The sequence below is a fragment of the Geodermatophilus sp. SYSU D00815 genome, assembly GCF_054050035.1.
In genome coordinates this window covers 74,161-98,737 of the sequence record NZ_JBJGYO010000007.1, presented here as the reverse complement: position 1 = coordinate 98,737, position 24,577 = coordinate 74,161, and the positions used below count along the sequence as shown (strand labels likewise).

The following is a 24,577-nucleotide window of genomic DNA, read 5'->3' as shown; positions in this document are numbered from 1 at the left end:
TCAGTCGTCGCGGGCGTGGCGGCCGCGGGGCTGGCCGTTCTCCTCGTGCTCGGCGGCGGCCGCGACGCCGTCGGCGTAGCCGCTGGCGTAGTCCCAGCTCACGTAGTCGTCGGGGTTCGGGTCGAACGGCGGCTCGTGCCGCCCGGTCTGCCCCTCCTCGAGCAGCTGCCGCAGGTTCGCCTGCATGAGGGCCCAGTCGACGTGGTGCTCCTCCTCGCAGTCGGGGCAGTCGACGACGATCCCCTTGATGCCGGTCGGCTCCAGCAGGGTCCGGAACACCTCCAGCTCGGCGAGGTCGTCGAGGACGCCGGCGCGCTCCTCCATCGTGAGCGGCGGCGGCCCCGGCCGGTCGTCGCGCCCGAAGTCCGGCCCCGATGCGTCGTCCCAGCTGTTCACGGCCTCCACGGTAGCGAGCGGAGAGGGGAAAGACCGCCCCCTCACCGCCGCCGCCTACGATCGTGGTCGGTCCCTCCCGCGCCCGGCCAGGGGCGCCCGCCGCCACGGGACCTCGAACCGAAGGGGTGGCCGCCGACGATGCAGCCCGACGACGACATGCCCAGGGGACTGGCGACGGAGCTGCCGGCGAAGTTCGCCCCGCTCGGCCTGACCTACGACGACGTCCTGCTCATCCCGGGCCCCTCGGACGTCGTCCCCAACGAGGTCGACACCAGCAGCCGGCTGACCCGCCGGATCCGGCTCGCCGTCCCGCTGGTCTCCAGCGCGATGGACACCGTCACCGAGGCCCGCATGGCGATCGCCATGGCCCGCGTCGGCGGGGTCGGCATCCTGCACCGCAACCTGGCCGCCGAGGAGCAGGCCGGCCAGGTCGACCTGGTCAAGCGCTCCGAGGCCGGCATGGTCACCAACCCGGTGACCGCCTCCCCGGACAACACCCTCGCCGAGCTCGACGCGCTCTCCGCCCGGTACCGCATCTCCGGCGCGCCCGTCGTCGACGCCGACGGCGTGCTGGTCGGCATCTGCACCAACCGCGACATGCGGTTCGAGACCGACAAGAACCGGCTCGTCCGCGACGTGATGACGCCGATGCCGCTCGTCACCGCCCCGGTCGGCGTCGACCCCGACACCGCGCTGCAGCTGCTCAGCCGGCACAAGGTGGAGAAGCTGCCCCTGGTCGACGACGGCGGCCGGCTGCGCGGGCTGATCACGGTCAAGGACTTCGTCAAGCGCGACCAGTACCCCAACTCCACCAAGGACGCCGACGGCCGCCTCGTGGTCGGCGCCGCGCTGGGCGTGGGGGAGGACGCCTACAAGCGGGCCGGCCTGCTGGTGGACGCCGGCGTCGACCTGCTCGTCGTCGACACCGCGCACGGCCACCAGCGCGCCGTCCTCGACATGGTCGCCCGGGTCAAGCAGGACTTCGGCGGGGAGAACGGCATCGACGTCGTCGGCGGCAACGTCGCCACCCGCGACGGCGCGCAGGCGCTGGTCGACGCCGGCGCCGACGCGGTCAAGGTCGGTGTCGGGCCGGGGTCGATCTGCACCACCCGCGTGGTCGCCGGGGTCGGCGTCCCGCAGATCACCGCGGTCTACGAGGCGTCGCTGGCGGCGGGGCCGGCCGGCGTGCCGGTGATCGCCGACGGCGGCCTGCAGTACTCCGGCGACATCGCCAAGGCGCTGGTCGCCGGCGCCTCGACGGTGATGATCGGCGGGCTGTTCGCCGGCGTCGAGGAGGCGCCGGGCGAGCTGATCTTCGTCAACGGCAAGCAGTTCAAGACCTACCGCGGCATGGGGTCGCTCGGCGCGATGCAGAAGCGCGGCAACCAGTCCTACAGCCGCGACCGGTACTTCGCCGACGACGTCCTCTCCGACGACAAGCTCGTCCCCGAGGGCATCGAGGGGCAGGTGCCCTACCGCGGGCCGCTCGCCGGGGTCGCCCACCAGCTCGTCGGCGGCCTGCGGGCGTCCATGGGCTACGCGGGCGCCCCGACCGTCGAGCACCTGCGCGAGCACGGCCGGCTCACCCGGATCACCTCCGCCGGGCTGGTCGAGAGCCACCCGCACGACATCCAGATGACCGTCGAAGCGCCCAACTACCGGGGGCGGTGACGATGCCCGTGCGCGAGACCGTGGAGATCGGCCTCAACCGCTTCGCCCGGCGCGGCTACGACCTCGACGAGGTCTCGATCGTGCCGTCCCGGCGCACCCGCGACGTCGACGACGTCTCGACCGCCTGGCAGATCGACGCCTTCCGCTTCGACATCCCGCTGGTCACCAGCCCCTCGGACGCCGTGGTCAGCCCCGAGACCGCGATCGCCGTCGGGCAGGCCGGCGGGCTCGGCGTGCTCAACGCCGAGGGCCTGTGGACCCGCTACGAGGACCCGCTGCCGGTGTACCGCAAGCTGCGCGAGGCGGCCGGCCAGGCCGGGCCGCCGGTGGCGCTGCTGCAGGAGGTCTACTGCGAGCCGGTCAAGCCCGAGCTGATCACCGCGCGGATCAAGGAGATGCGCGACGCCGGCACCACGGCGGCGGTGCGCGTCTCGCCGCAGCACACCGAGCAGCTCGCGCCCGCGGCGCTCTCGGCCGGCGTCGACCTGCTGGTCATCCAGGGCACCGTCGTCTCGGCCGAGCACGTCACCACCCAGGGCGACGCGCTCAACCTCAAGGAGTTCATCGCCGACCTCGACGTCCCCGTCATCGTCGGCGGGGCCGCCGACTACCGGACGGCGCTGCACCTGATGCGCACCGGCGCGGCCGGGGTGATCGTCGGCGTCGGCGCCGACAGCTTCTCCACCACCGACCTGGTCATGGGCATCCGGGTGCCGCTGGCCAGCGCGATCGCCGACGCCGCGGCTGCCCGCCGCGACTACCTGGACGAGACCGGCGGCCGGTACGTGCACGTCATCGCCAACGGCCGGATCGAGACCAGCGGCGCGATCGCGCGGGCGCTGGCCTGCGGGGCCGACGCCGTCCAGCTGGGGGAGCCGCTGCGGATCGCCCGCGAGGTGCCCGGCGGCGGCGTGTGGTGGGACTCGGTGGCCGCGCACCCGCGCCTGCCCCGCGGTGGCGCGTCGGCGCCGCTGCCGCCGGCCGGCTCGCTGCACCAGGTGCTGCTCGGCCCGGCCGAGGAGGCCGACGGCCGCACCAACCTGTTCGGCGCGCTGCGCCGCACCATGGCCAAGACCGGCTACCGGGACCTCAAGGAGTTCCAGCGGGTCGACCTCGTCATCGGAGGCTGAACGGGTGGACTTCCCGACCGTCCTGGTCGTCGACTTCGGTGCGCAGTACGCCCAGCTGATCGCCCGGCGGATCCGCGAGGCCGGGGTCTACTCCGAGATCGTCCCGTCGACGACGCCGGCCGAGGAGATCCTGGGCCGCAAGCCGGCCGCGATCGTGCTCTCCGGCGGGCCGTCGAGCGTCTACGAGCCGGGCGCCCCGCAGGTCGACCCGGCGCTGTTCGAGGCCGGCACCCCGGCGTTCGGCATCTGCTACGGCTTCCAGGCGATGGCGCAGACGCTGGGCGGCACGGTGGCGCGCACCGGCGACCGCGAGTACGGCGGCACCCCGCTGACCGTCACCACCAACGGCGCGCTCTTCGGCGACCTGCCGGTGCAGCAGTCGGTGTGGATGAGCCACGGCGACGCCGTCGCCGCGGCCCCGCCCGGGTTCACCGTCACCGCCACCTCGACCGGGGCGCCGGTCGCCGCCTTCGAGGACGTCGACCGCAGGCTCGCCGGCGTCCAGTTCCACCCCGAGGTGCGGCACACCTCGCACGGTCAGTCGGTGCTCGAGCACTTCCTGTTCGACATCGCCGGCCTCCAGCCCACCTGGACGATGGCCAACGTCGTCGAGGAGCAGGTGGAGCGGATCCGCGCCCAGGTCGGCGAGGGCCGGGCGCTGTGCGCGCTCTCCGGCGGCGTCGACTCCGCGGTCGCGGCCGCGCTGGTGCAGCGGGCCATCGGCGACCGGCTCACCTGCGTCTACGTCGACCACGGGCTCATGCGCGAGGGCGAGACCGAGCAGATCGAGCGCGACTTCGTCGCCGTCACCGGCGTCGACCTGCGGGTCGTCGACGCCCGCGAGCAGTTCCTCGGCGCGCTGGCCGGCGTCAGCGACCCGGAGCAGAAGCGCAAGATCATCGGCCGGGAGTTCATCCGGGTCTTCGAGCAGGCGGCGCTCGACGTCGTCGGCGACGCCAAGGCCCACGGCGACACCGTCGACTTCCTCGTGCAGGGCACGCTGTACCCCGACGTCGTCGAGTCCGGCGGCGGCACCGGGACGGCGAACATCAAGAGCCACCACAACGTGGGCGGGCTGCCCGAGGACCTCACCTTCACGCTGGTCGAGCCCCTGCGCACGCTGTTCAAGGACGAGGTGCGCGAGGTCGGCCTGCAGCTGGGCCTGCCGGAGTCGATGGTGTGGCGCCAGCCGTTCCCCGGCCCGGGGCTGGGCATCCGCATCGTCGGCGAGGTGACCCAGGAGCGGCTCGACGTGCTGCGCCGGGCCGACGCGATCGTCCGCGCCGAGCTCACCGCCGCCGGGCTGGACCGCGAGATCTGGCAGTGCCCGGTGGTGCTGCTGGCCGACGTCCGCTCGGTGGGCGTGCAGGGCGACGGGCGCACCTACGGGCACCCGGTGGTGCTGCGCCCGGTGTCCAGCGAGGACGCGATGACCGCCGACTGGACCCGCCTGCCCTACGACCTGCTGGCGAGGATCTCCACGCGGATCACCAACGAGGTCCCCGACGTCAACCGCGTCGTCCTCGACGTGACCAGCAAGCCCCCCGGCACCATCGAGTGGGAGTGAGCGGAGTGCCAGGGCGCGGTTCCCGCGCCCGTGGCACTCCGCATCAGCCGGCCCCGTAGCCCAGGGCGCGGCCGTCGGGGGCGGTGAGGGTCAGCCGGTCGCCGTCGATCGCCCACCGCGGACCGCTGTCGAGCACCGCGAGCACGTGCTCGTCCTGGCGGCCCAGCTCCGCCGGGCACCCGATGTCGTCGCGGTCCACCACCAGGGTCAGGACGTCGCCGGCCACGGACCACGTGCCGAGGAACGGCTTGCAGCCGGTGGAGCCGGTCACCGAGCCGTCCGGCGCCAGCAGGAGCGTCCCGGGCTCGGCGGTCGACACCGTGGACGACGCCGTCGGCCCGTCCACCAGGGTGTCGAGCACCCACGTCGTCCCGGCCGGCTGGCGGTCGGGCACCGACGCCAGCGCCCGGAAGCGCAGCGCCACGTCGGCGCCCGTGAGCACCAGCTCGGCCCCCTCGAGCACGGCCCGGTCGACCGCAGCGAGGGCGCGGATGAAGGCGGTCTCCGCCGCCATGACGTCGGGGTCGCAGCCCATCTCGGTGCCGCCGAGGTCCTCGATCGTCAGCGCGCCGCGGTCCAGCGCGTAGCTGCCGGAGTAGTGGTTGCAGAACGACCGCCCCGACACCTGGCCCTCCTCGAACACCAGCGTCGCGGTGCCGCCGGCCGGCCGGGGGAGGGGCGAGCCCCCCGCGCTGCCGGAGGCCAGCTCCCAGGCGCCGAGCACGTCCGGCTGCGGTGCGGCCGGCGACCCGGCGCAGGCGGTGAGCACCAGCAGGCCCGCGACCAGGAGCACCGCCGTCCGCGCCACGGCGTGCAGCGTCGCGGGGAGGCCGCCCCCGCGCAAGCGGCAGGGCCCGGGGAGCCGAAGCTCCCCGGGCCCTGGTGACGTCCGCCCCGCGGTCTCAGCGCCGCCCGCGCGACCTGCGCAGCTCGCGGGCGAGGAGCAGGACGCCGGCGCCGATCAGCACGACCCAGAGCAGCCCGCCGTCCTCGAACACCGAGAGCGGCACCGAGGCGCCGGCCAGGGCGACGAGCGCGAGGACGGTGAACAGCAGACCCGGGACCAGGGCGACGTAGTCGACCTTGCGCTTCTGCGGCGGGGGCGGCGGCGGGTCCTCCAGCGCCAGGGGCATGACCTCCTGCCAGGCCCGCTCCTGCCACGCGGTGGGCGTCGTCGGGAACTCGCTGTAGTCGGGCTCAGGCACGGGACACCTCCACGTCTCCGACGCCGGACTCGATGGTGATGATGAACTCGGCCCGCCCGTCGTCGCTCCACTCGGCGCCGCGGCCGGGCACGAGCTCGTCGAGGCCGCCCTCGCCGTCGAGGACGCGCACGTCGCCGATGCCCTGGTCGACGCGGACGATCACGTCGGCCGAGCCGGGGACGAGCACGTCCAGGTCACCCACGCCGTGCTCGATGCGGGTGCGGATCGGGGAGTCGACGTCGGACAGGTCGACCTCGGACAGGTCGACGGTGAGGTCGCCGGCGCCGAGCTCGTAGAGCGGCCGGACACCGTCGGCGACCGCGGGCCGGTAGGTGCGCTCGCCGACGCCGCCGCCGTAGTCCCACGGCGCGGTGGAGGCGGCGATCGTGGCCAGCGAGAGGACGCTGCCGAGGGCGATGAGCCCGCCGCGGGCGCGCCGGCCGCGGCTGAACGCGGCGGCCACCAGGCCCAGGCCGACGACGAGCAGCGCGGCGGCGAGGAAGCGGACCGGGCTGATGTCCCAGGCGGTGAACCGGGTGACGAGCACGAGCGCGCCGACGACGATGAGCAGCCCGGCGATGGTCATCCCCGGGACCGGGGAGCGGGGGCCGGCGGCCTGCCGGCGCTCCAGGGCCCGCTCGCGCCGACCGGGGCCGCCCGCGGCCGAGCCGGTCGGCATGAGCAGCCACAGCAGCAGGTAGACGAGGACGCCGGAGCCGCCGGCGAAGGCGAGCGCGACGAAACCGACCCGCCACAGCAGCGGGTCGATCCCGCTGTACTCGGCGAGGCCGCCGGCGACGCCGCCGACCATCTTGTCGGTGCCGCTGCGGCGCAGCGAGGTGCGGACGGGCGGTTCCGGCGGCGGCGGGGGCTCGGCCGCCGGCGGTTCCACCGGGGGAGCGGGGGGCGGTGCGGATGTCATGCCGGAAGCCTCCGCCCCCGGGGGCGCCCCTGACCATCGGGGAACGCCCCCATCCGACCCTGGTCCGGGACGGCGTCGTCGACCCGGGTGATCACCGGTGTTCCGGCGGGGTCGGCGGTGCGACGATCGGAAGCGTGAACACCCCTGTCGCGGGGACCCCGGCCGTCGGGGCGCCGCCCCGCCCGCCGCTGGCGCGCCCGCGCTCGGGCCGTGTGCTGGCCGGCGTCGCCGCCGGGACGGCCGCCCACCTGCGCCAGGACCCGCTGCTGGTGCGCGCGGCGTTCGTCGTGCTGGCCGCGCTCGGCATCGGCGTCGTCCTGTACGGCCTGCTGTGGCTGACCATGCCGGTCGCCGAGCCCGGGGCCGAGCCGGTCGTCGCGCTCGCGCCGGGCAAGCAGCGCAGCAAGGGCCAGCTCGTCGGCCTGGCGGTGCTGGCCATCCTCGGCGTTACGCTGTTCGGGCAGGTGATCTCGCTCGGCAACGGCAACGTCGTCCTGCCGCTGGTCCTGGTGGCGGCGGGCCTGGCGGTCATCTGGCGGCAGCTGGACACCGACCGCACGCTGGCCCTCCCGGGCGTCAAGTGGCTGCTGGCCGGAGGCGTCGCGCTGGGCGCTCTCGGCCTCGTGCTGCTGCTGGCCACCACCGGGCAGCTGGCCAACGCGCGCAACGGCTTCGCCGCGACCCTGGTGATCCTCGTCGGCATCGTGCTGGCCACCGCGCCGCTGTGGCGGCGGCTGCTGGACTCCCGCGACGCGGAGCGGGCGGCGCGCATCCGGTCGGAGGAGCGGGCCGCCGTCGCCGCGCACCTGCACGACTCGGTGCTGCAGACCCTGGCGCTGATCCAGCGCAACGCCGACGACGCGGAGGCGGTCAGCCGGCTGGCCCGCGGCCAGGAGCGCGAGCTGCGCACGTGGCTCTACGAGCCGCAGGTCGCCGCCGGCGGCACCTGGGCCGGGCTGGTCGCCCGGGTGGTGGCCGAGGTCGAGGCCGACCACGCGCTCACCGTCGACTCCGTGGTCGTCGGCGACGCCCCGGTGGACGACGCGCTGGCCGCGCTCGGGGCCGCGACCCGCGAGGCGCTGGTCAACGTGGCCAAGCACTCCGGAGCTCCCACGGCCGACCTGTACACCGAGGTCGGCGCCGGCGGGGTGTCGGTGTTCGTCCGCGACCGCGGGAAGGGCTTCGACCTCGACACGGTGCCCGACGACCGGCGGGGGCTGAAGGACTCGGTCCGCGGCCGGCTCGACCGGCTCGGGGGGACGGCGGAGATCCGGTCGGCGGTGGGGGAAGGGACGGAAGTGGAACTCGTGCTGCCGAGGCAGGTGACCGCGGGCGCGCAGGGGCGTGAGCACCGCGGCGAGGAGCGAGCGGGCAGCGGCGCCCCCCGCGGCAGCGAGCCCGGGGGCGCCGCGTGAGCGACCGGGTGCGGGTGTTCGTCGTCGACGACCACGCCATGGTCCGCGCCGGGGTTCGCGCCGAGCTGGGGGACGACGTCGAGTTCGTCGGCGAGGCCGCCGACGTCCCGAGCGCGGTCGAGGGCATCCGGGCGACGGCGCCGGACGTCGTGCTGCTCGACGTGCATCTGCCCGGAGGCGGCGGGCGCACGGTGCTCGAGACGCTGCGCGCCGAACTGCCCTCGGTGCGCTGGCTGGCGCTGTCGGTGTCGGACGCCGCCGAGGACGTCATCGCGGTCATCCGGGCCGGCGCCCGGGGGTACGTCACCAAGACGATCTCCGGGCCCGACCTGCTGGCCGCCGTCCGCCGGGTCGCCGACGGCGACGTCGTGTTCAGCCCCCGCCTGGCCGGGTTCGTCCTCGACGCCTTCGCCGCCTCCGGCCCGGCCGCGCCCGCGCCGGCGGAGGACCCGGCGACCGACCCGGGGCTGGACCTGCTCTCGGCCCGCGAGCGCGAGGTCATGCAGCTGCTCGCCCGCGGCTACACCTACCGCGAGATCGGCTCGCGGCTGTTCATCTCGGTGAAGACGGTCGAGTCGCACGCCTCCAACGTGCTGCGCAAGCTCCAGCTGTCGAACCGCAACGAGCTGACGCGCTGGGCGGCGACGAACCGGCTGCTGTGAAGCGGGCGCTCGTCGGTGGCGGCGTCCTCGTCCTCGTGCTGGTCGTCGTGACCGGGCTGCTCTGGGCCCTCCAGCGCCGGTTGGTCTACCTGCCGCAGGGGTCCCCCGGGCCGGTCCCGGCCGGTGCCCGCGAGGTGCCGCTGACCACCTCCGACGGCCTCCGCCTGGGCGCGTGGTTCTTCCCCGCGGACGACGCCGCCGCCCCGGCGGTGCTCCTCGCCAGCGGCAACGGCGGGCACCGGGGGCTGCGCGCGCCGCTGGCCGAGGCGCTGCAGGACGCCGGCCTGTCGGTGCTGCTCTTCGACTACCGCGGCTACGGCGGCAACCCCGGCAGCCCCTCCGAGGAGGGGCTGGCGCGCGACGTCCGCGCGGCACGGGCGTTCCTGCTCGAGGAGGCCGCGCTGCCACCGCGGCGGCTGCTCTACCTCGGCGAGAGCCTCGGCGCGGCGGTGGTCACCGAGCTGGCCGGCGAGCACCCGCCGGCGGGGCTGGTGCTGCGCTCGCCGTTCACCGACCTGGCCGCCGTCGGCAGCCACCACTACCCGTTCCTGCCCGTCCGCCTGCTGCTGCGCGACCGCTTCCCCGTGGCGGAGCGGATCGCCCGCGTCGACGTGCCCACCGTCGTCGTCCTCGGCACCGCCGACTCGATCGTCCCGCCCGCCCAGAGCCGCGCGGTGGCCGACGCGGCCGGCGACCTGCACCGTCTCGTCGAGGTGCCCGGAGCCGACCACAACGACGCCGTCCTGCTCGACGGACCCGAGCTGGTCGGCGCCGTGGTGGAGCTGGCCGGCCGCGTCGCCTGAGCCGTGCCGCCGGGGGACGCGTGGGCGTCCCGGGAGAGCCCGGACGGACCCGTCCCTACCGGAAATCCGCAACGACTGTGCTCGGTGTGACGACAGGGAGCCGATGGGCCGGATGAGTCTCGGAAGGGGCCTGGCGGAACTGTCACCCAGCGTGCTGGTGCCCGTACCGTGTGAATCACAAGGCGGTGATTCCACGGGGGGCCCGCCTCTTCCAGACCTGACGAAAGCGATCTGGTGTTCCGATCTTCCTGTCTCCCAGGGGTCCGCGCCGCGGTGACCTCGTGCCGCGCCGGCGGTGCCGCCCGATGAGCGCGACCGACGGCTCCGCCGGCGTCGTCGTCATCGGTGGCGGCTTCTACGGCTCCTCGCTCGCGGCCCACCTGGCGCGCGAGGGTTCGCGGGTCACGCTGCTGGAGGCCCGCGCGGACCTGCTCGGCGGCGCCAGCTACTTCAACCAGGCCCGCGTGCACGGCGGCTACCACTACCCGCGCTCGCTGCGCACCGCCGGGCGCAGCCAGGCCAGCTACACCTCCTTCATGGCCCGCTACGAGGGCTGCGTCGTCGACGACTTCCTGTGCATCTACGCGATCGCGCGCGGCGGGCTGACCAACGCGCGCAAGTTCCGGCGGGTGTGCGACTACATCGGCGCCCCGCTCATGGACGCGCCCGCCTCGGTGCGCCGGCTGTTCAACCCCGCCCTGGTCGAGGCCTCCTGGGTCACCCGGGAGTCGGTCTTCGACGCGGTCAAGCTGCGCGAGATGGTGCGCCAGGAGCTCGCCGACGCCGGGGTCACCGTGCGGCTGGCCGCCCCGGTCGCCGGCGTGGCCGAGGAGCCCACCGGCACCGTGGTCACCCTCGAGAGCGGTGAGACGCTCGCCGCCGACCGCGTGGTCGTGTGCACCTACGGCGAGACGATCGAGACGCTGCCACAGGGCGCCGGCTACTCCGGGCTGCACTGCGAGCCCTGCGAGATGGCCCTGGTCGACCTGCCGGAGCCCCTGCGCGGGAAGGGGATCACCGTCATGGACGGCCCCTTCTTCTCGCTCATGCCGTTCCCGTCCACGCCGTGGCACACCCTGAGCCACGTGCGGTACACCCCGCACGGCTCCTACCCGAGCTACGAGCAGGCCGTCGCCGCGCTGCGGGCGGGCCTGACCACCCGCGCCGACCGCATGGTGCGCGACTCCAGCCGTTTCGTCCCGGCGCTGGCCGGCGCCGTCCACAAGGAGTCGATCTGGGGGGTCAAGACGGTGCCCGCCCGGCGCGACGGCGACGACGGGCGACCCATCGTCATGCGCAGATCCGGCGGGGGCCGCGTCCTGTCCCTGCTCGGCAGCAAGATCGACAACATCGGTGACGCACTTCGAGTGGCAGAGGAGCACCTCCGTGACGCTGTTTGACACCCAGTCGGCCGGGCCTGACGCGGGCCGTCCGGGGGAGGCCCGTTCCGACGTCGTGGTCCGCACGGCGGCCCCGGCGGCCCGCTCGGGCACCTTCGTGAGCGTGGTCGTGGTCGCCCGCGGCTCGGAGGACCAGGTCGAGCGCGACCTGACCGCCCTGGACGCCGCGCTGACCCAGGCCTACCCCGTGCACGAGATCGTGCTGGTGCTCTCCGGCTCCCGGGGCCGGCTGCCGTGGGCCCGCGCGCTGGCCGACCGGCAGGCGAACCTGCAGGTGCTCGGTCTGGTGCGCCAGGTGCGCGACGAGGTGGCCTTCACCGCCGGGCTCGACGGCGCCCTGGGCGACGTCGTGGTCACCGCCCGCCTGGGCGTCGACTCGCCGGAGGACATCGTCCGCTGCGCGGGCATGGTCAACGACGAGACGGCCGTCGTCGTCGGCGTCGACACCGCGGCCGCCGGCGGGCGCCGGCTGGCGCTGCGCCTGAGCCGCTCGCTGGCCACCCGCAGCCTCGGGCAGGACATCGCGACCGTCAGCCTGGGCCTGCGCGCCTACAGCCGCGCGGCCCTCGACGCCTGGCTGCCCCGCCGCGACCGCGACCGCGTCCTGCGCCTGCTGCCGTCGATCTCCGGCTACCCGAGCGCCGTCATGGAGTACGCCTCCGGCGAGCACGCGCGGTCCCGGCAGGCCAGCAGCTTCCGGCAGGTCGTGCGCTCGCTGTTCTACGCCAGCGGCCGCCCGCTGCGGGCGGCGGTGTTCATCGCCCTGCTGGCCAGCGCGGTCAACCTGCTCTACGCGCTCTACGTCGTCGCCGTCGGCATCTTCGACGGCGCCGTCGAGGGCTGGACGTCGATGAGCCTCCAGAACAGCCTGATGTTCTTCCTGCTCAGCGTGGTCATCGCGATCATGGCCGAGTTCATGTTCCAGTCGAACGAGACGGCCAACGAGCAGCCCATCTACCGGGTGGCGTTCGAGGCCACCAGCTCGGTGCTCGAGGCCCGCGACGCGCTCAACGTCGAGGCCGAGGCCACGGCCGTCCAGGTCGTCCGCGACGACGCGCAGGTCGCCCCGTGACCGCGCCGCGCCGCCGGGCGCTCATCGGCTGGACCGGGTTCGTCGGGGGCTCGCTGGACCAGCGGATCCGGCCCGTGGCCCGGTTCCGCAGCACCGACGTCGAGCAGCTGCGCGACGCCGACGTGGACGAGGTGGTCTGCGCCGGGGCGCCGGCGGAGAAGTGGCGGGCCAACAGCGACCCCGACGCCGACCTGGCCGGCATCACCCGGCTGATCGACGCGCTGGACTCCAGCCGCGCCACCTCCTGCGTGCTGATCTCCACCGTCGACGTCTACGCCGACTCCCGCGGCGCCGACGAGGGCGCCCCGGCGTCCACCGGGCAGGAGCAGGCCTACGGCCGCAACCGCGCGCTGCTCGAGGAGTTCGTGACGGGTCGCTTCGACGACGCCCTGGTGGTCCGGCTGCCCGGCATGTACGGGCCGGGCCTGAAGAAGAACCTGGTCTTCGACCTCATCCACCAGCCCGAGGCCCGGTTCGCGCACGCCGGCTCCACCTTCCAGTTCTACGACGTCCGCGACCTGTGGGGGCACGTGCTGCTCGCCCGCGACGCCGGCCTGCGGGTGGTCAACCTCGCCACCGAGCCGGTGTCCTCGGCCCAGGTGGCGCGGGAGTGCTTCGGCGTCGAGTACGCGTGCGACGACCGGCCGCAGGTGGCCTACGACCTGCGCACCCGGCACGCCGCCGAGCTCGCCGGCCGCGAGGGCCCGTACCTGCGCTCGGCCGACGAGGTGCTGGCCGGCATCCGCGCCTGGGGCGCCCGCGAGCTCGCCGGGGCCACCGCGTGAAGCTGGCCTTCTCCAACCTGGCCTGGCCCGCCGAGCTCGACGGCGACGTCCTGCCCGAGCTGCCCCGGCACGGCTTCGGCTCCCTGGAGGTGGCCCCGACCCGGCTGTGGGCCGACCCGCTGGCCCAGGACGCGGCCGAGGTCGCCGCGGCCCGGGCGGCGATCGAGGCGGCAGGCCTGCGGGTCGTGGCCCTGCAGTCGCTGCTGTTCCAGCGGCCGGAGCTGCAGCTGTTCGGCGACGACGACGCCCGGCGCGGGCTGTACGACCACCTGCTCGGCATGGCGCGGCTGGCCGCCGGGCTGGGGGCCACCCGCCTGGTCTTCGGCTCGCCCGGCAACCGCCGCCGGGGCGACCTCCCCGTGGAGCGGGCCGACGAGATCGCGGTGGAGCTCTTCGCCCACCTCGGCGCCGAGGCCGCCGAGCTCGGCGTGTGCTTCTGCATCGAGGCCAACCCCGAGGCCTACGCGTGCGACTACCTGACCGACGCGGTGGCCTCCACCGCGTTCGTCCGGGCGGTCGACTCGCCGGGCGTGCGGCTGCACCTGGACACCGCGTGCATGGCCCTGGCCGGTGACGACGCCGTCGAGCGGATCACCGCCGGCGCCGACGTGCTGGCCCACGTGCACCTGTCGGCGCCGCAGCTCGGCGCGGTCGGCCCCGACGGGCCGGTCGACCACGCGGCGGTGGCCGCAGCGCTGCGCGCCGCGGACTACGACGGCCACGTCTCGGTGGAGATGCTGCCCCCGGGCGAGCAGCCGACCGGTGCCCTCTGGCGCACCGCAGACTTCGTGAGGAGCACCTACTCGTGACCGACCTGCTGCCCACCCCCGCCGCCGCCGGCGAGCACGTGCCCCAGGGCGAGGTCCACGTCCTGGCCGAGCGCACGAGCCGGTACTGCGTCCTCATCCCCGTCATCAACGAGGGCGAGCGGCTCCTCGGCCAGCTGCGCCGGCTGCGCGACCACGGCTTCGGCCTCGACGTCGTGGTGGCCGACGGCGGCAGCACCGACGGCTCGAACGACCCCGAGGTGCTGCGCGGCCTCGGCGTCCGGGCCGTCCTGGTGAAGCGGGACACCGGCAAGCTCAGCGCGCAGCTGCGGATGGGCATGGCCTTCGCGCTGCGGGAGGGGTACGAGGGCGTCATCACCGTCGACGGCAACGGCAAGGACGACGTCGCCGCGCTCCCGTCGTTCGTCGCGGCGCTCGACGCCGGCGCCGACTTCGTCCAGGGCTCGCGCTACGTCCCCGGCGGGCAGGCGATCAACACCCCGCGCGAGCGGCACCTCGCGATCAAGCTGTTCCACGCGCCGCTCACCTCGCTGGCGGCCCGCACGCGCTACACCGACACCACCAACGGCTTCCGCGGGCACTCGCGGGCGCTGCTCACCGACCCGCGCGTCGCGCCCCTGCGGGCGGTCTTCGACACCTACGAGCTGTTGGCCTACCTGCCCATCCGCGCCGCCCGGCTCGGCTACACCTGCACCGAGGTGCCGGTGACGCGGGCGTACCCGGCGGCCGGCTCGGTGCCGACCAAGATCCACGGCCGCCGTGCCCAGTTCGAGCTGGTGAAGATCCTCGCCCGGGCGGCGGTGGGCGGGTACGACCCGAAGCCGCGCCGGTCGTGACCGGCCGGCCCGGCGGCGGCCAGCTCGGCGTCTTCCTGCGCTTCGTGCTGGTCAACGCGCTGAACACGGGGCTGTACTGGGGGCTGTACCTGCTCCTGCTCCCGCTGATGCCCTACTTCGCCGCCAACGCGGTGGCGCTGGTCGTCGCCGTCCTGGTCGCCTACGTGGCCAACGCCCGCTACGCGTTCCGCGTCGGCACGTCGCGGCGCTCCCTGGTGCTGTACGCGCTGACCAACGGGACGACGATCCTGCTGCGGATGGCGGTGGTGTGGGTGGCCGTCGACCTGCTGGGGCTGGCCGAGTCGCTGGCGCCGCCGGTGGCGGTCGTCGTCACGACGCCGATCGCGTTCGTGCTCACGAAGTGGGCGATGGCCGAGCGGGGCGCCGACCGGCCGGCCGCGGTGCCGGCGCCGGCCGTCCCGGCCCCGCGCGCCGACGGGCGGCCGCAGGCGGCCTAGCCCCCGCCGCCGAGCCCCGCGACGAAGGCGCGGGCCTCCTCGAGCAGGTGCGGGCGGTCCGCCGACGGGGCGACCACCACCCAGCCGTGCATCGGCCGGCCGTCCATCGGCTCGAACGGCTCCGCCCGGCCGGCGGCCACGAGCTCGTGCTGCCGGTCGGCGGGCAGCTTGAGCACCAGCCGCTCGTGCCACCAGATCGCGAAGAACTTCCTCCCGGTCCGCAGCCCCTGCGAGCCGAACATCTGCCCGCGGGCGACGTCGCCGCCCACGGCGCCCTCGACGAGCTCCTCCCAGGCCGCGCTCACCCCGTGAACACCACGTGGAAGGCCTCGGCCAGCCGGCCGTCGGGCAGGTCGAACCGCTGCGCCGTCTGGGCCATCCAGCCGGTCACGAACGCGTCCAGGTCGTCGAGGTGGCCCACCTGGCTCTTGTGGCAGCGCAGCGCCTCGAGCTTGCGGTCGACGACGGCGGTGACGTCGACGGCGTGGTCGGCGCGGGGGCTGGCGCCGAGCCACACCTCCGAGACCGTCCACGCCTCCAGCCCCTCGTCGGCGAGCAGCTCGGGCCAGGCGAACGGGTTGCGGGCGTCGGGGTAGACCGCCCGCAGGGTCGACTCGCCGACCGTCATGTGGTCGGGGTGGCTGGCCCCGAGGCGCTCGTAGAAGCGCTCCGGCGAGCTGGTCAGCACCCGCTGCGGCCGCACCTGCCGGATCACCCGGCTGATGTCGCGGCGCAGGTCCAGCGACAGCTCCAGCCGGCCGTCGGGGTAGCCGAGGAAGCGCACGTCCACCACGCCCACGGCGGCGGCCGCCGCCTGCTGCTCGGCGCGGCGCAGCGGGCCCATCTCGTGCCGCGGCGTCTCGTCGAAGCCGCCGGCGTCGCCGTCGGTGACGATGCAGTAGGTGACCTCGGTGCCCGCGGCCACCCAGATCGCCACCGTGCCGGCGCTGCCGAAGTCGACGTCGTCGGGGTGGGCGAGCACGCAGAGCGCGCGCTCCACGTGCTCCGCGGGCCGGCTGGGGCGGGCGAACGGATTCGTCACCCGGCGGAGCCTAGTGACAGGACCCTCCTGGCTCCCGCCGCTCACGGGCTCGCGGCGGGAGGCCCCCTACCCGGACGCGGCGGCGATCCCGGCGAGCTTGTCGGGGTTGCCCATGAGCAGGACCTGCTCCACCAGCCCGTCGACGAGCACCAGCTGCAGGGCCATGTACGGCCCCTCGTCGGTCCAGACCACGACCGCCGGCGCCCCGTTGAGCTCCGCCTCCTCGACCCGCCAGCCGGGCAGCCCGCCGCCCTGCGGGGCCACGGCGGCGACGAAGCGGGCCACCTTGTCGGCGCCGACGATGGGGCGCGGCGGCGCCTTGACGCGGCCCCCGCTGTCGGCGACCAGGACCACCCCCGGCGACATCGCGGCCAGCAGCGCGTCGACGTCGCCGCCGACCGCCGCCGCGAGGAAGCGCTCGGTCACCTCCCGCGCCGACCGGCGGTCGGTGTCGAACCGCGGCCGTCGCGCCTGCACGTGCTCGCGGGCGCGGTGCCCCAGCTGGCGGACGGCGGCCTCCGAGCGGTCGAGGGCGTCGGCCACCTCGGCCCAGGGCATCCCGAACACCTCGCGCAGCACGAAGACGGCGCGCTCGACGGGGGAGAGGGTCTCGAGGACGACGAGCACGGCCAGCGACACGTCCTCGCCGAGCTCGGCCGCCTCCGCCGGGTCCTGGCCGTCGTCGCCGGTGAGCAGGGGCTCGGGCAGCCACGGGCCGACGTAGGTCTCCCGCTGCGCCCGTGCCGACCGCAGCCGGTCCAGCGCCAGCCGGGTGGTGATCCGGACCAGGAAGGCCCGCGGGTCGGCGACGTCGCCGCGGTCGGCCGCCGACCAGCGCAGCCACGCGTCCTGCACGGTGTCCTCGGCGTCGGCGACGCTGCCGAGCATCTCGTAGGCGACGGTGAACAGCAGCCGCCGGTGCAGGGCGAAGGCGGGGAGGGGATCGGTCACGGGCGCGGGCACCTCGCGGCGGTCAGGGAGCTCGGGCGGGTCGAGCGGGGGCAGGGCCATGGTCGCCGTCCTCTCCGGTGCGGTGGGTCGTCCATGCAGACGGGACGGCCGGCGCGGACGTGACATCCCGGTCCTTTCCGATCCGAGATCGGCCGCCCGAACCCCTGGCCGCTGACCTGCGCATCCGCCATGCTCTCCGACCGTGGTGGTTCAGGCACGCCCCGTGGTCGCGGTCGGCCGGGCGGCGCTGCCGACCGCCGCCGTGGGCGCCGCCGTCGCGCTCGTGGGCGGCTGCCTGGCCGCGATGCTCGTCCTGCCGGAGGACGTCTGGTCCCGCTACGTCTCCAACCTGGCCCAGCTCGCCGCGCCGGCGGGTGCGGCGGTCGCGCTCGCCTGGCGCGCCCGGCGGTCGGCCGGCCGGTTCCGCTGGAGCTGGGCGCTGCTGGCCGCCGGCTGCGCCGCCTGGGCGGCCGGGCAGTCGTGGTGGGCGCACGAGGAGATCGTCGGCGCGGGGATCCCGTTCCCGTCCGTCGCCGACGTCGGCTTCCTGCTGTTCCCGCTGCTGGCCGCCGCGGCGCTGCTGGTGCACCCGACCGACGGAGGCGCGCGCGGGCGCTGGCGCAGCACGTCCGACGCCGTGATGACCTCCGCCGCCGTCGGGCTGGTGAGCTGGGAGACCGTGCTCAGCGCCGTCTCCGACCGGTCGGCCGGACTCAGCCGGCTGGCCTGGGTGCTGTTTCTCGCCTACCCCGTCCTCGACGTCGTGCTCATCGTGCTGGCCGTGCTCACCGCGGCCCGCACGCGAGGACCGCGCCTGCCCCTGCGGCTGGTCTGCGCCGGGGTGGTCGCGCTCAGCGTCGCCGACAGCGCCTTCGCCTACCTCCAGGCCACGGCGGCGTACGACGGCGGGTCGGCCGACCTCGGCTGGATCGTCGGCTTCCTCCTGCTGGCCCTGGCGGGGGTGGCCCGGTCCGCGGCGACGGACGCCGCCGCCGACGACGACGCCCCGGCGGCCGTCGACCTGGGGGTGTGCGACCCGGCCGCCGAGCTGCGCGCGGACCTGCTGCCCTACGTGCCGGTGGCCGTCGCGCTCGTGGCGACCGTCGCCTTCGTGCTGGGCGGCGGCCGGCTCGGCGTCGCCGAGGTCGTGCTCGCCACCGTCGTGATCACGCTCATCCTGGTGCGCCAGTACCTCGTGCTGCGCGACAACGTGCGGCTCGGCGGCCGGCTGGCCCGGCGCGAGGCGATGCTGCGGCACCAGGCCTTCCACGACGGGCTGACCGGGCTGGCCAACCGCGCCCTCTTCCTCGACCGGCTGGAGCAGGCGCTCAACGGCCACCGCCGCAGGCAGAGCCCGGTCGCCCTGGTCTTCCTCGACCTCGACGACTTCAAGGTCGTCAACGACACGCTCGGGCACGCCGCCGGTGACGAGCTGCTGGTGCAGGTGGCCGCGCGGCTGCGGGACGCGACCCGGGCGGTGGACACCGTGGCCCGGCTCGGCGGTGACGAGTTCGCCGTCCTGCTGGAGAGCGGCGCCGACGTGCAGGCGGCGACCAGCCGGGCCCTGGAGGCGCTGCGCGCGCCGGTGGTGCTCGGCGGGCGGCCGGTGACGGTGCGCGCCAGCGTCGGGGTCTGCGTCCTCGGCCCCGACGACCCGCCCGCCCGCCCCGACGCGCTGCTGGTCCGCTCGGACACCGCGATGTACGCCGCCAAGCGCTCCGGCAAGGACCAGATCGTCACCTACACGCCCGGCCTGCACCTGGAGGAGGTGGAGGAGTTCACGCGGGCGGACCGCCTCTGCCGGGGGCTGGCCGAGGGGGAGGTGTCGCTGGCCTACCAGCCCATCGTCGAGCTCGGCACCGGCCGGATCATCGCCCTGGAGGCGCTGGCCCGGTGGCGGCCGGACGGCCGCGAGGTGCCGCCGTCGGTGTTCGTCCCCCTGGCCGAGCGCGCCGGCCTGCTCGACCGGTTGACCGCCCAGCTGCTCGACCAGGCGTGCGACCGCGTGGCCGGCTGGTCGGCCCGGTGCGACGCCGCCCTGTCGGTGCACGTCAACGTCGCGCCCGCCTCGCTGGCGTGGAGCGGACTGGTCCCGCGGGTGCGCGAGCTCGTCGCGCGGTACGACCTGGCGCCGGGCCAGCTGGTGCTGGAGCTGACCGAGACCGGCCTGCTGGCCCACGAGGAGGCGGCCGAGCGGGTCATCCGGGAGCTGCGGGCCGTGGGGGTCGGCGTGGCGCTGGACGACTTCGGGGTCGGGCAGTCGTCGCTGGCCCGGCTGGGCGCGCTCACGCTCGAGTCGGTCAAGATCGACCGGTCGTTCCTGGCCCGGATCGACAGCGACGAGCGCGAGGCGACGCTGCTCGGCGCGGTGTTCCGGCTGGCCCGCGACCTCGCGCTGCCGGTGGTGGCCGAGGGCGTCGAGCGCCCCGGCCAGCTCACCGCCCTGCGGCGGATGGGGTGCCCCCGCGTACAGGGCTTCCTGCTGGCCCGGCCGGTCCCGCCGACGGCGGTGCCGGAGCTGCTGGGCCGCTCCGCCGTCCTCACCGGCTGAGGGGTCAGAGCCGGCCGCGGCCCTGGCGGAGCAGCATCAGGGCGAGCGTGGCGCCGTCCGGGCCGAGCGCGTCCTGGAACCGGGCCACGATCTGCTGCTCGCGGGCGAGCGACAGGCGGGTGCCCCCGGCGGCGGCGCGCAGCGCGCCGATCTCCTTCGAGATCGCCAGCCGGCGCTGGACGAGCTCGATGATCCCGGCGTCGCAGGCGTCGATCTCCGTGCGCAGCTCGCCGATGCGGACGGCGGGGTCGGTGGCGGGGGCGTCGGCGGTGGTGGTGCTCATCGGAACTGCTCCTCAGGGGCGGTCTGGGCCGTCGGACCCCGGGAACGAGAAACGCCCCGGGCTCGTCGGGCCCGGGGCGTCGGTTGCTGTGGTCGCTCAGCCAGCAGTGACGGACACCGGATCCCGATGCCCGTAGTAAAAGCTGTAGCTGCGGAGCTGCACGGCGCGCAGTCTGCCACAGCCGCCGCGGGGCGCGCCACCAGCTCCCCCCGTGACGGGTGGGACGGGCGGGTCCCGCGCCCCGGGGGCCGTCACCCGTCCGGCTTACAGTGATGTGGTCATGAGCAGCGCCCAGCCCCTCCCCGGTACCGCCACCCTCCAGCGCACCGCGCGGGGCCCGGCGGGGCGGGACCTCGACCGGCTGCTCGCCGGGCTCAACGGTCCGCAGCGCGACGCCGTCGTCCACGAGGGCGGCCCGCTGCTCATCGTCGCCGGCGCGGGCTCCGGCAAGACCCGCGTGCTCACCCACCGGATCGCCTACCTGCTCGGCGCGCGCGGGGTGCAGCCGGGGGAGATCCTGGCGATCACCTTCACCAACAAGGCCGCCGGCGAGATGAAGGAGCGCGTCGCCCAGCTCGTCGGGCCCCGCGCCCGCGCCATGTGGGTGTCGACGTTCCACTCCATGTGCGTGCGCATCCTGCGCGCCGAGGCGGCCAAGATCGGCCTGAAGTCGTCGTTCACCATCTACGACCAGGGCGACTCCGTCCGGCTCATGACGATGGTCGCCCGCGACCTCGACCTCGACGCCAAGCGCTACCCGGGCCGCAGCCTGGCCGCGCAGGTCTCCAACCTGAAGAACGAGCTCGTCGACGAGGAGAGCTACGTCCCGCAGACGGCGCCGGAGAAGGTGCTCGCCGAGGCGTACAAGCTCTACCAGCAGCGGCTGCGCCAGGCGCACGCGCTGGACTTCGACGACCTGATCATGACGACGACGCACCTGCTGCAGGCGTTCCCCGACGTCGCCGAGCACTACCGCCGCCGCTTCCGGCACGTCCTGGTCGACGAGTACCAGGACACCAACCACGCCCAGTACGTGCTCGTCCGCGAGCTCGTGGGACCGCCCGGCGGGCCGGTGCCGCCGGCCGAGCTGTGCGTCGTCGGTGACGCCGACCAGTCGATCTACGCCTTCCGCGGCGCCACGATCCGCAACATCGACGAGTTCGAGCGCGACTACCCCGAGGCGACCACGATCCTGCTGGAGCAGAACTACCGCTCCACCCAGCGCATCCTGCGGGCGGCCAACACCGTCATCGCGAAGAACACCGGCCGCCGGCCGAAGAACCTGTGGACCGAGGCCGGCGACGGCGAGCTGATCGAGGGCTACGTCGCCGACAACGAGCACGACGAGGCCGCCTGGGTGGCCGAGCAGATCGACGCGCTGGTCGACGAGGGCACCGCCCAGCCGAAGGAGATCGCGGTCTTCTACCGCACCAACAACGCCTCCCGTGTGTTCGAGGAGGTGTTCATCCGGGTCGGCATGCCCTACAAGGTCGTCGGCGGCGTGCGCTTCTACGAGCGCAAGGAGGTCCGCGACGCGCTGGCCTACCTGAAGGTGGTGGCCAACCCGGCCGACGTCGTCAGCCTGCGCCGGGTGATCAACACCCCGAAGCGCGGCATCGGCGAGCGGGCCGAGGCGTGCGTCGAGCAATTCGCCGACCGGGAGCGGATCGCCTTCGCCACCGCGCTGCGCCGGTGCTCGGAGATCACCTCGCTGGCCCCGCGGTCGCTCAAGGCGATCCAGGAGTTCGTGGCGCTGCTCGAGGAGTTCGAGCAGCTCGCCGAGACCGGCTCCGGGCCGGCGGCGCTGCTGGAGAGCATCCTCGACCGCACCGGCTACCTCGCGGAGCTGTCGGCGTCCACCGACCCGCAGGACGAGGGCCGGGTCGACAACCTCAACGAGCTCATCTCGGTGGCCGCCGAGTTCGAGGCGGCCAACCCGGGCGGCTCCATCCCCGACTTCCTCGAGCAGGTGTCGCTGGTGGCCGACGCCGACCAGGTGCCCGTTGCGGGGGACGAGGCCGGCGTGGTCACGCTGATGACCCTGCACACCGCCAAGGGGCTCGAGTTCCCGGTCGTCTTCCTCACCGGGCTGGAGGACGGCGTCTTCCCGCACCTGCGGGCGCTGGGCGACCCGCGCGAGCTGGAGGAGGAGCGCCGGCTGGCCTACGTCGGCATCACCCGCGCGCAGAAGCGGCTGTTCCTCTCCCGGGCGCAGGTGCGCACCAGCTGGGGGCAGCCGGCCTACAACCCGCCGTCCCGCTTCCTCGACGAGCTGCCGGCCGACACCGTGCACTGGGCCCGCACCGAGCCCGTGCCCACGGTCTCGACCTACTCCTCCTCCGCGCAGGCGCGGGTGGCGGCCACCGGCCTGTCGACCGGGGGGCTGCGGGGCGGGCGCGGCAACCGCGAGGTCATCTCGGTCGAGGTCGGCGACCGGGTCAGCCACGACGCGTTCGGCCTGGGCACCGTCGTCGAGGTCAACGGCGTCGGCGACAAGGCGCAGGCCACCGTCGACTTCGGCTCGGGCGGCACCAAGCGCCTCGTCCTGCGCTACGCCCCGCTCGTCAAGCTGTAGGCGGTCGCCGCCGCTCCTGGGGTCGAACTCGTGCCCGGGGAGTCCTGCGGGGCCCCGGGAGCGCGAGGTGGACCCCGGGACCGGCCGGAGCGCGCGAGGGCGGCCGTCGACGGGAACCGCCCCCGGCGGCGGTAGGTCTCGGGAGCAGCGGGAGCGTGCGTCAGATTGCGACGCCGCGGTCGGCGAGCCACTCCTCGGTGTCGATCGGCCGGCCGTTCATGCCGCCGCGGTGGATCTCGAAGTGCAGGTGCGGCCCGGTCGAGTAGCCCTCGCTACCCACCTTGGCGATCTGGTCGCCGGCGTGGACGACGTCGCCGGCCTCCACGTCGTAGTAGCGCATGTGGCCGTAGATCTGCACGTTGCCGTCGGCGTCCTGGATGTAGACGGCGTTGCCGTACCCGGAGGCGGCGCCGGCCCGGACGACGACGCCGTCCGAGGCGGCGTAGATGGGGGTGCCCAGCGGCGCGGCGAGGTCGATGCCCCAGTGCATCTGGCCCCACCGCATGCAGTAGCAGGTGGTCATCCGGCCCTGGACCGGCAGCACGGTCTTCGGCTCGCGGGCCGCCCGCGAGGCGGCCAGCTCGCTCAGGCGTGCCTGGGCCTCGGCCTCGGTGATGCTCTGCCGGGCGGCGGCGTCGTCCATGCCGCCGGTCATGCCGATGTCGGTCGACGCCCCCAGGCCGTAGTCGGCGGCGGTGGCCGCGACGTCGGTGACGTCGTCGCCGGCGAAGGACGGGACCCCGGCGATCACCGCGCCGGCGACGAGGGCGGCCAGCCAGAGGTGCGCCCGCCTGACGGGCGGGTGGGGCAGCCGGCGGCTCCGCGTGCCCTCGGTCCGCTCGGACTCCGCGGCGCCCTCCGTCGTGGGACGGGACGGGCGGCGGATCCCGGGCCGGGGAAGAGCCAGGGTCACGGGAGCACCTTCCGGTGGATCGACGAGCCCGGCTGGTACCGGGAACGTGATCGGACCGTAACGATGCGTCAGGAGTCGACAAAGCACCTCACGGCACGTGTCGGGTCGTGCGCGACGGATGCCGAGGAGCGTGTGACGGGTGGGGCTCAGGCGACGGCGGCAGGCAGGTGCGCGGTGCCCGCCGGGGCCCGGCGCAGGCCGGCCAGGGTGGCAGCCACCTCGTCGACGACGCCGCGGTGGATGGGCAGCGACATGTGCCCCACCCCGCGCACCAGGACGTTGCGGGCCCGCAGGTCGGGGTGGTCGCAGCGACCCGAGCTGGTGGGCACCACGACCTGGTCGATGTCGCTGTAGACGGCGGTGATCCCCGTGCGGCGGGCGGGCACGGGCTCCGCCAGCTCCTGCAGCAGCGCCGAGCCCGGGCGCAGCTGGCGGATCAGCGGCGTGGGCACGACCTGCGCCCACAGCGAGCCCTGGTGCGGCGTGCCCAGGGTGACCAGCGACTCGATCCGCCGGTCGCCGTCGAGCCGCTGCACGAGGTAGCGGGCGATCAGCCCGCCGAGGCTGTGGCCGACCACGTGCACGCGGTCGTGCCCGGTCTCCGCGCAGATCCGCTCGACCTGCTCGGCGAGGTCCTCGGCGCCCTGCGCCACGTCGCGCAGCAGCGGGCTGTAGTTCCAGGAGCAGACCGAGGCGAACCCGCGCCGGCGGAGGCTGCGGCGCATCACCGCGAACACCGAGCGGTTGTCGACGAGCCCGTGGACGAGCAGCACCGGGGTGCGGGCGGCCAGCGGGTCGGCGGCGAACAGCGCGCGGACCGACGGCGGCTGGGCGCCCGGCCGGAACCGGGCGTCGGGGCGCAGCTGCTCGGTGCGGGTGCCCAGCGGGTAGAGCAGCGCGTGGGCGCCGACCCAGGCCAGCTCGGTGAGCCCGCCGGTCAGCGTCGCGGGGGTGCAGAGCGCGCGCAGCCCACCTCGCGTCGTCCCCGGGGGGACGGCGCCGATGTGCGACTCTGGACCGGAGTCCGGATCGCTCGTGGGGCGCATGGCCAGCTACCTCCGTCAGTTGCCACCGCTGCGTGCCGGGACGCGGACCCGCCGGTGGCGGGGCACCCGTGGGGTGCTCCGTTCACCCGACGGTAATGCCCGTGTG

At 75.0% G+C, this 24,577-nt stretch carries 24 protein-coding genes; 14 read left to right on the top strand and 10 right to left on the bottom strand.

Annotated features, from left to right (window positions below):
• Entirely contained in the window at positions 1 to 396 is a 396-nt protein-coding gene (locus ACI78S_RS10540; protein WP_456972943.1) for a DUF5319 family protein, read from the bottom strand.
• Positions 397 to 534: 138 nt separating this feature from the next.
• Here ACI78S_RS10540 and guaB point away from each other — a divergent pair, with 138 nt between their 5' ends.
• The 3 genes from guaB to guaA are packed head-to-tail and all read left to right on the top strand — an operon-like array spanning position 535 to position 4,764.
• The gene (gene guaB / locus ACI78S_RS10535; RefSeq protein ID WP_456972941.1) at positions 535 to 2,067 is read left to right on the top strand and encodes an IMP dehydrogenase; all 1,533 of its coding nucleotides are present in this window, start codon (positions 535 to 537) and stop codon (positions 2,065 to 2,067) included.
• 2 nt (positions 2,068 to 2,069) lie between these two features.
• The gene (locus ACI78S_RS10530) at positions 2,070 to 3,197 is read left to right on the top strand and encodes a GuaB3 family IMP dehydrogenase-related protein (RefSeq protein ID WP_456972939.1); all 1,128 of its coding nucleotides are present in this window, start codon (positions 2,070 to 2,072) and stop codon (positions 3,195 to 3,197) included.
• A gap of 4 nt (positions 3,198 to 3,201) precedes the next feature.
• Entirely contained in the window at positions 3,202 to 4,764 is a 1,563-nt protein-coding gene (gene guaA, locus ACI78S_RS10525; RefSeq protein ID WP_456972937.1) for a glutamine-hydrolyzing GMP synthase, read from the top strand.
• Between the two features lie 43 nt (positions 4,765 to 4,807).
• On the opposite strand, the gene ACI78S_RS10520 is transcribed toward guaA, so the two are convergent.
• From ACI78S_RS10520 to ACI78S_RS10510, 3 genes are all read right to left on the bottom strand, one after another.
• A complete protein-coding gene (locus ACI78S_RS10520; RefSeq protein ID WP_456972935.1) occupies positions 4,808 to 5,572 on the bottom strand; it encodes an META domain-containing protein in 765 nt (254 codons plus the stop codon).
• A gap of 94 nt (positions 5,573 to 5,666) precedes the next feature.
• Positions 5,667 to 5,969, bottom strand: a complete 303-nt coding sequence (locus tag ACI78S_RS10515; RefSeq protein WP_456972931.1) for a hypothetical protein — start codon at positions 5,967 to 5,969, stop codon at positions 5,667 to 5,669.
• Positions 5,962 to 6,891 (bottom strand): PspC domain-containing protein, encoded by a 930-nt coding sequence (locus tag ACI78S_RS10510; RefSeq protein WP_456972929.1) that lies wholly within the window; start codon positions 6,889 to 6,891, stop codon positions 5,962 to 5,964. Before ACI78S_RS10510 ends, ACI78S_RS10515 begins: the two co-directional genes overlap by 8 nt.
• Before the next feature lie 134 nt (positions 6,892 to 7,025).
• Here ACI78S_RS10510 and ACI78S_RS10505 point away from each other — a divergent pair, with 134 nt between their 5' ends.
• The 9 genes from ACI78S_RS10505 to ACI78S_RS10465 all read left to right on the top strand — a co-directional run bounded on the left by ACI78S_RS10505 (position 7,026) and on the right by ACI78S_RS10465 (position 15,110).
• Entirely contained in the window at positions 7,026 to 8,306 is a 1,281-nt protein-coding gene (locus ACI78S_RS10505; RefSeq protein ID WP_456972927.1) for an ATP-binding protein, read from the top strand.
• A complete protein-coding gene (locus ACI78S_RS10500) occupies positions 8,303 to 8,968 on the top strand; it encodes a response regulator (RefSeq protein WP_456972925.1) in 666 nt (221 codons plus the stop codon). Before ACI78S_RS10505 ends, ACI78S_RS10500 begins: the two co-directional genes overlap by 4 nt.
• Positions 8,965 to 9,771: an alpha/beta hydrolase gene (locus tag ACI78S_RS10495; RefSeq protein ID WP_456972923.1), complete on the top strand. Its 807-nt coding sequence runs from the start codon at positions 8,965 to 8,967 to the stop codon at positions 9,769 to 9,771. Before ACI78S_RS10500 ends, ACI78S_RS10495 begins: the two co-directional genes overlap by 4 nt.
• Positions 9,772 to 10,076: 305 nt before the next feature.
• The gene (locus tag ACI78S_RS10490) at positions 10,077 to 11,171 is read left to right on the top strand and encodes an FAD-dependent oxidoreductase (protein WP_456972921.1); all 1,095 of its coding nucleotides are present in this window, start codon (positions 10,077 to 10,079) and stop codon (positions 11,169 to 11,171) included.
• The gene (locus ACI78S_RS10485; protein ID WP_456972919.1) at positions 11,158 to 12,243 is read left to right on the top strand and encodes a glycosyltransferase family 2 protein; all 1,086 of its coding nucleotides are present in this window, start codon (positions 11,158 to 11,160) and stop codon (positions 12,241 to 12,243) included. The genes ACI78S_RS10490 and ACI78S_RS10485 overlap by 14 nt, the downstream gene beginning before the upstream one ends.
• Positions 12,240 to 13,028 (top strand): NAD-dependent epimerase/dehydratase family protein, encoded by a 789-nt coding sequence (locus tag ACI78S_RS10480; protein ID WP_456972917.1) that lies wholly within the window; start codon positions 12,240 to 12,242, stop codon positions 13,026 to 13,028. Before ACI78S_RS10485 ends, ACI78S_RS10480 begins: the two co-directional genes overlap by 4 nt.
• Positions 13,025 to 13,837: a sugar phosphate isomerase/epimerase family protein gene (locus ACI78S_RS10475; RefSeq protein WP_456972915.1), complete on the top strand. Its 813-nt coding sequence runs from the start codon at positions 13,025 to 13,027 to the stop codon at positions 13,835 to 13,837. The genes ACI78S_RS10480 and ACI78S_RS10475 overlap by 4 nt, the downstream gene beginning before the upstream one ends.
• Positions 13,834 to 14,652, top strand: a complete 819-nt coding sequence (locus ACI78S_RS10470; RefSeq protein WP_456972913.1) for a glycosyltransferase family 2 protein — start codon at positions 13,834 to 13,836, stop codon at positions 14,650 to 14,652. The genes ACI78S_RS10475 and ACI78S_RS10470 overlap by 4 nt, the downstream gene beginning before the upstream one ends.
• A complete protein-coding gene (locus ACI78S_RS10465) occupies positions 14,649 to 15,110 on the top strand; it encodes a GtrA family protein (protein ID WP_456972911.1) in 462 nt (153 codons plus the stop codon). The genes ACI78S_RS10470 and ACI78S_RS10465 overlap by 4 nt, the downstream gene beginning before the upstream one ends.
• Here ACI78S_RS10465 and ACI78S_RS10460 read toward each other — a convergent pair.
• The 3 genes from ACI78S_RS10460 to ACI78S_RS10450 form a co-directional block, all read right to left on the bottom strand.
• Entirely contained in the window at positions 15,107 to 15,415 is a 309-nt protein-coding gene (locus ACI78S_RS10460; protein WP_456972909.1) for a TfoX/Sxy family protein, read from the bottom strand. The two genes, ACI78S_RS10465 and ACI78S_RS10460, sit on opposite strands and share 4 nt — an antisense overlap.
• Entirely contained in the window at positions 15,412 to 16,152 is a 741-nt protein-coding gene (locus ACI78S_RS10455) for a PIG-L deacetylase family protein (RefSeq protein ID WP_456972907.1), read from the bottom strand. The genes ACI78S_RS10460 and ACI78S_RS10455 overlap by 4 nt, the downstream gene beginning before the upstream one ends.
• Before the next feature lie 66 nt (positions 16,153 to 16,218).
• Complete coding sequence (locus ACI78S_RS10450) at positions 16,219 to 17,103, bottom strand: RNA polymerase sigma-70 factor (protein ID WP_456972905.1); 885 nt, start codon at positions 17,101 to 17,103, stop codon at positions 16,219 to 16,221.
• 202 nt (positions 17,104 to 17,305) lie between these two features.
• Here ACI78S_RS10450 and ACI78S_RS10445 point away from each other — a divergent pair, with 202 nt between their 5' ends.
• The gene (locus ACI78S_RS10445; protein ID WP_456972903.1) at positions 17,306 to 19,654 is read left to right on the top strand and encodes a putative bifunctional diguanylate cyclase/phosphodiesterase; all 2,349 of its coding nucleotides are present in this window, start codon (positions 17,306 to 17,308) and stop codon (positions 19,652 to 19,654) included.
• 4 nt (positions 19,655 to 19,658) lie between these two features.
• Here the strand turns inward: ACI78S_RS10445 and ACI78S_RS10440 are convergent, their stop codons facing one another.
• Complete coding sequence (locus ACI78S_RS10440) at positions 19,659 to 19,937, bottom strand: chorismate mutase (protein WP_456972901.1); 279 nt, start codon at positions 19,935 to 19,937, stop codon at positions 19,659 to 19,661.
• Positions 19,938 to 20,217: 280 nt separating this feature from the next.
• On the opposite strand from ACI78S_RS10440, the gene pcrA reads away from it, so the two are divergent.
• Positions 20,218 to 22,512, top strand: coding sequence for a DNA helicase PcrA (pcrA, locus tag ACI78S_RS10435; protein WP_456972899.1), 2,295 nt, complete (start codon positions 20,218 to 20,220; stop codon positions 22,510 to 22,512).
• Positions 22,513 to 22,672: 160 nt separating this feature from the next.
• Here the strand turns inward: pcrA and ACI78S_RS10430 are convergent, their stop codons facing one another.
• Both ACI78S_RS10430 and ACI78S_RS10425 read right to left on the bottom strand, forming a co-directional pair.
• Positions 22,673 to 23,425 (bottom strand): M23 family metallopeptidase, encoded by a 753-nt coding sequence (locus tag ACI78S_RS10430; protein WP_456972897.1) that lies wholly within the window; start codon positions 23,423 to 23,425, stop codon positions 22,673 to 22,675.
• Positions 23,426 to 23,571: 146 nt separating this feature from the next.
• A complete protein-coding gene (locus ACI78S_RS10425; RefSeq protein ID WP_456972895.1) occupies positions 23,572 to 24,471 on the bottom strand; it encodes an esterase/lipase family protein in 900 nt (299 codons plus the stop codon).
• Positions 24,472 to 24,577: the final 106 nt, after the last annotated feature.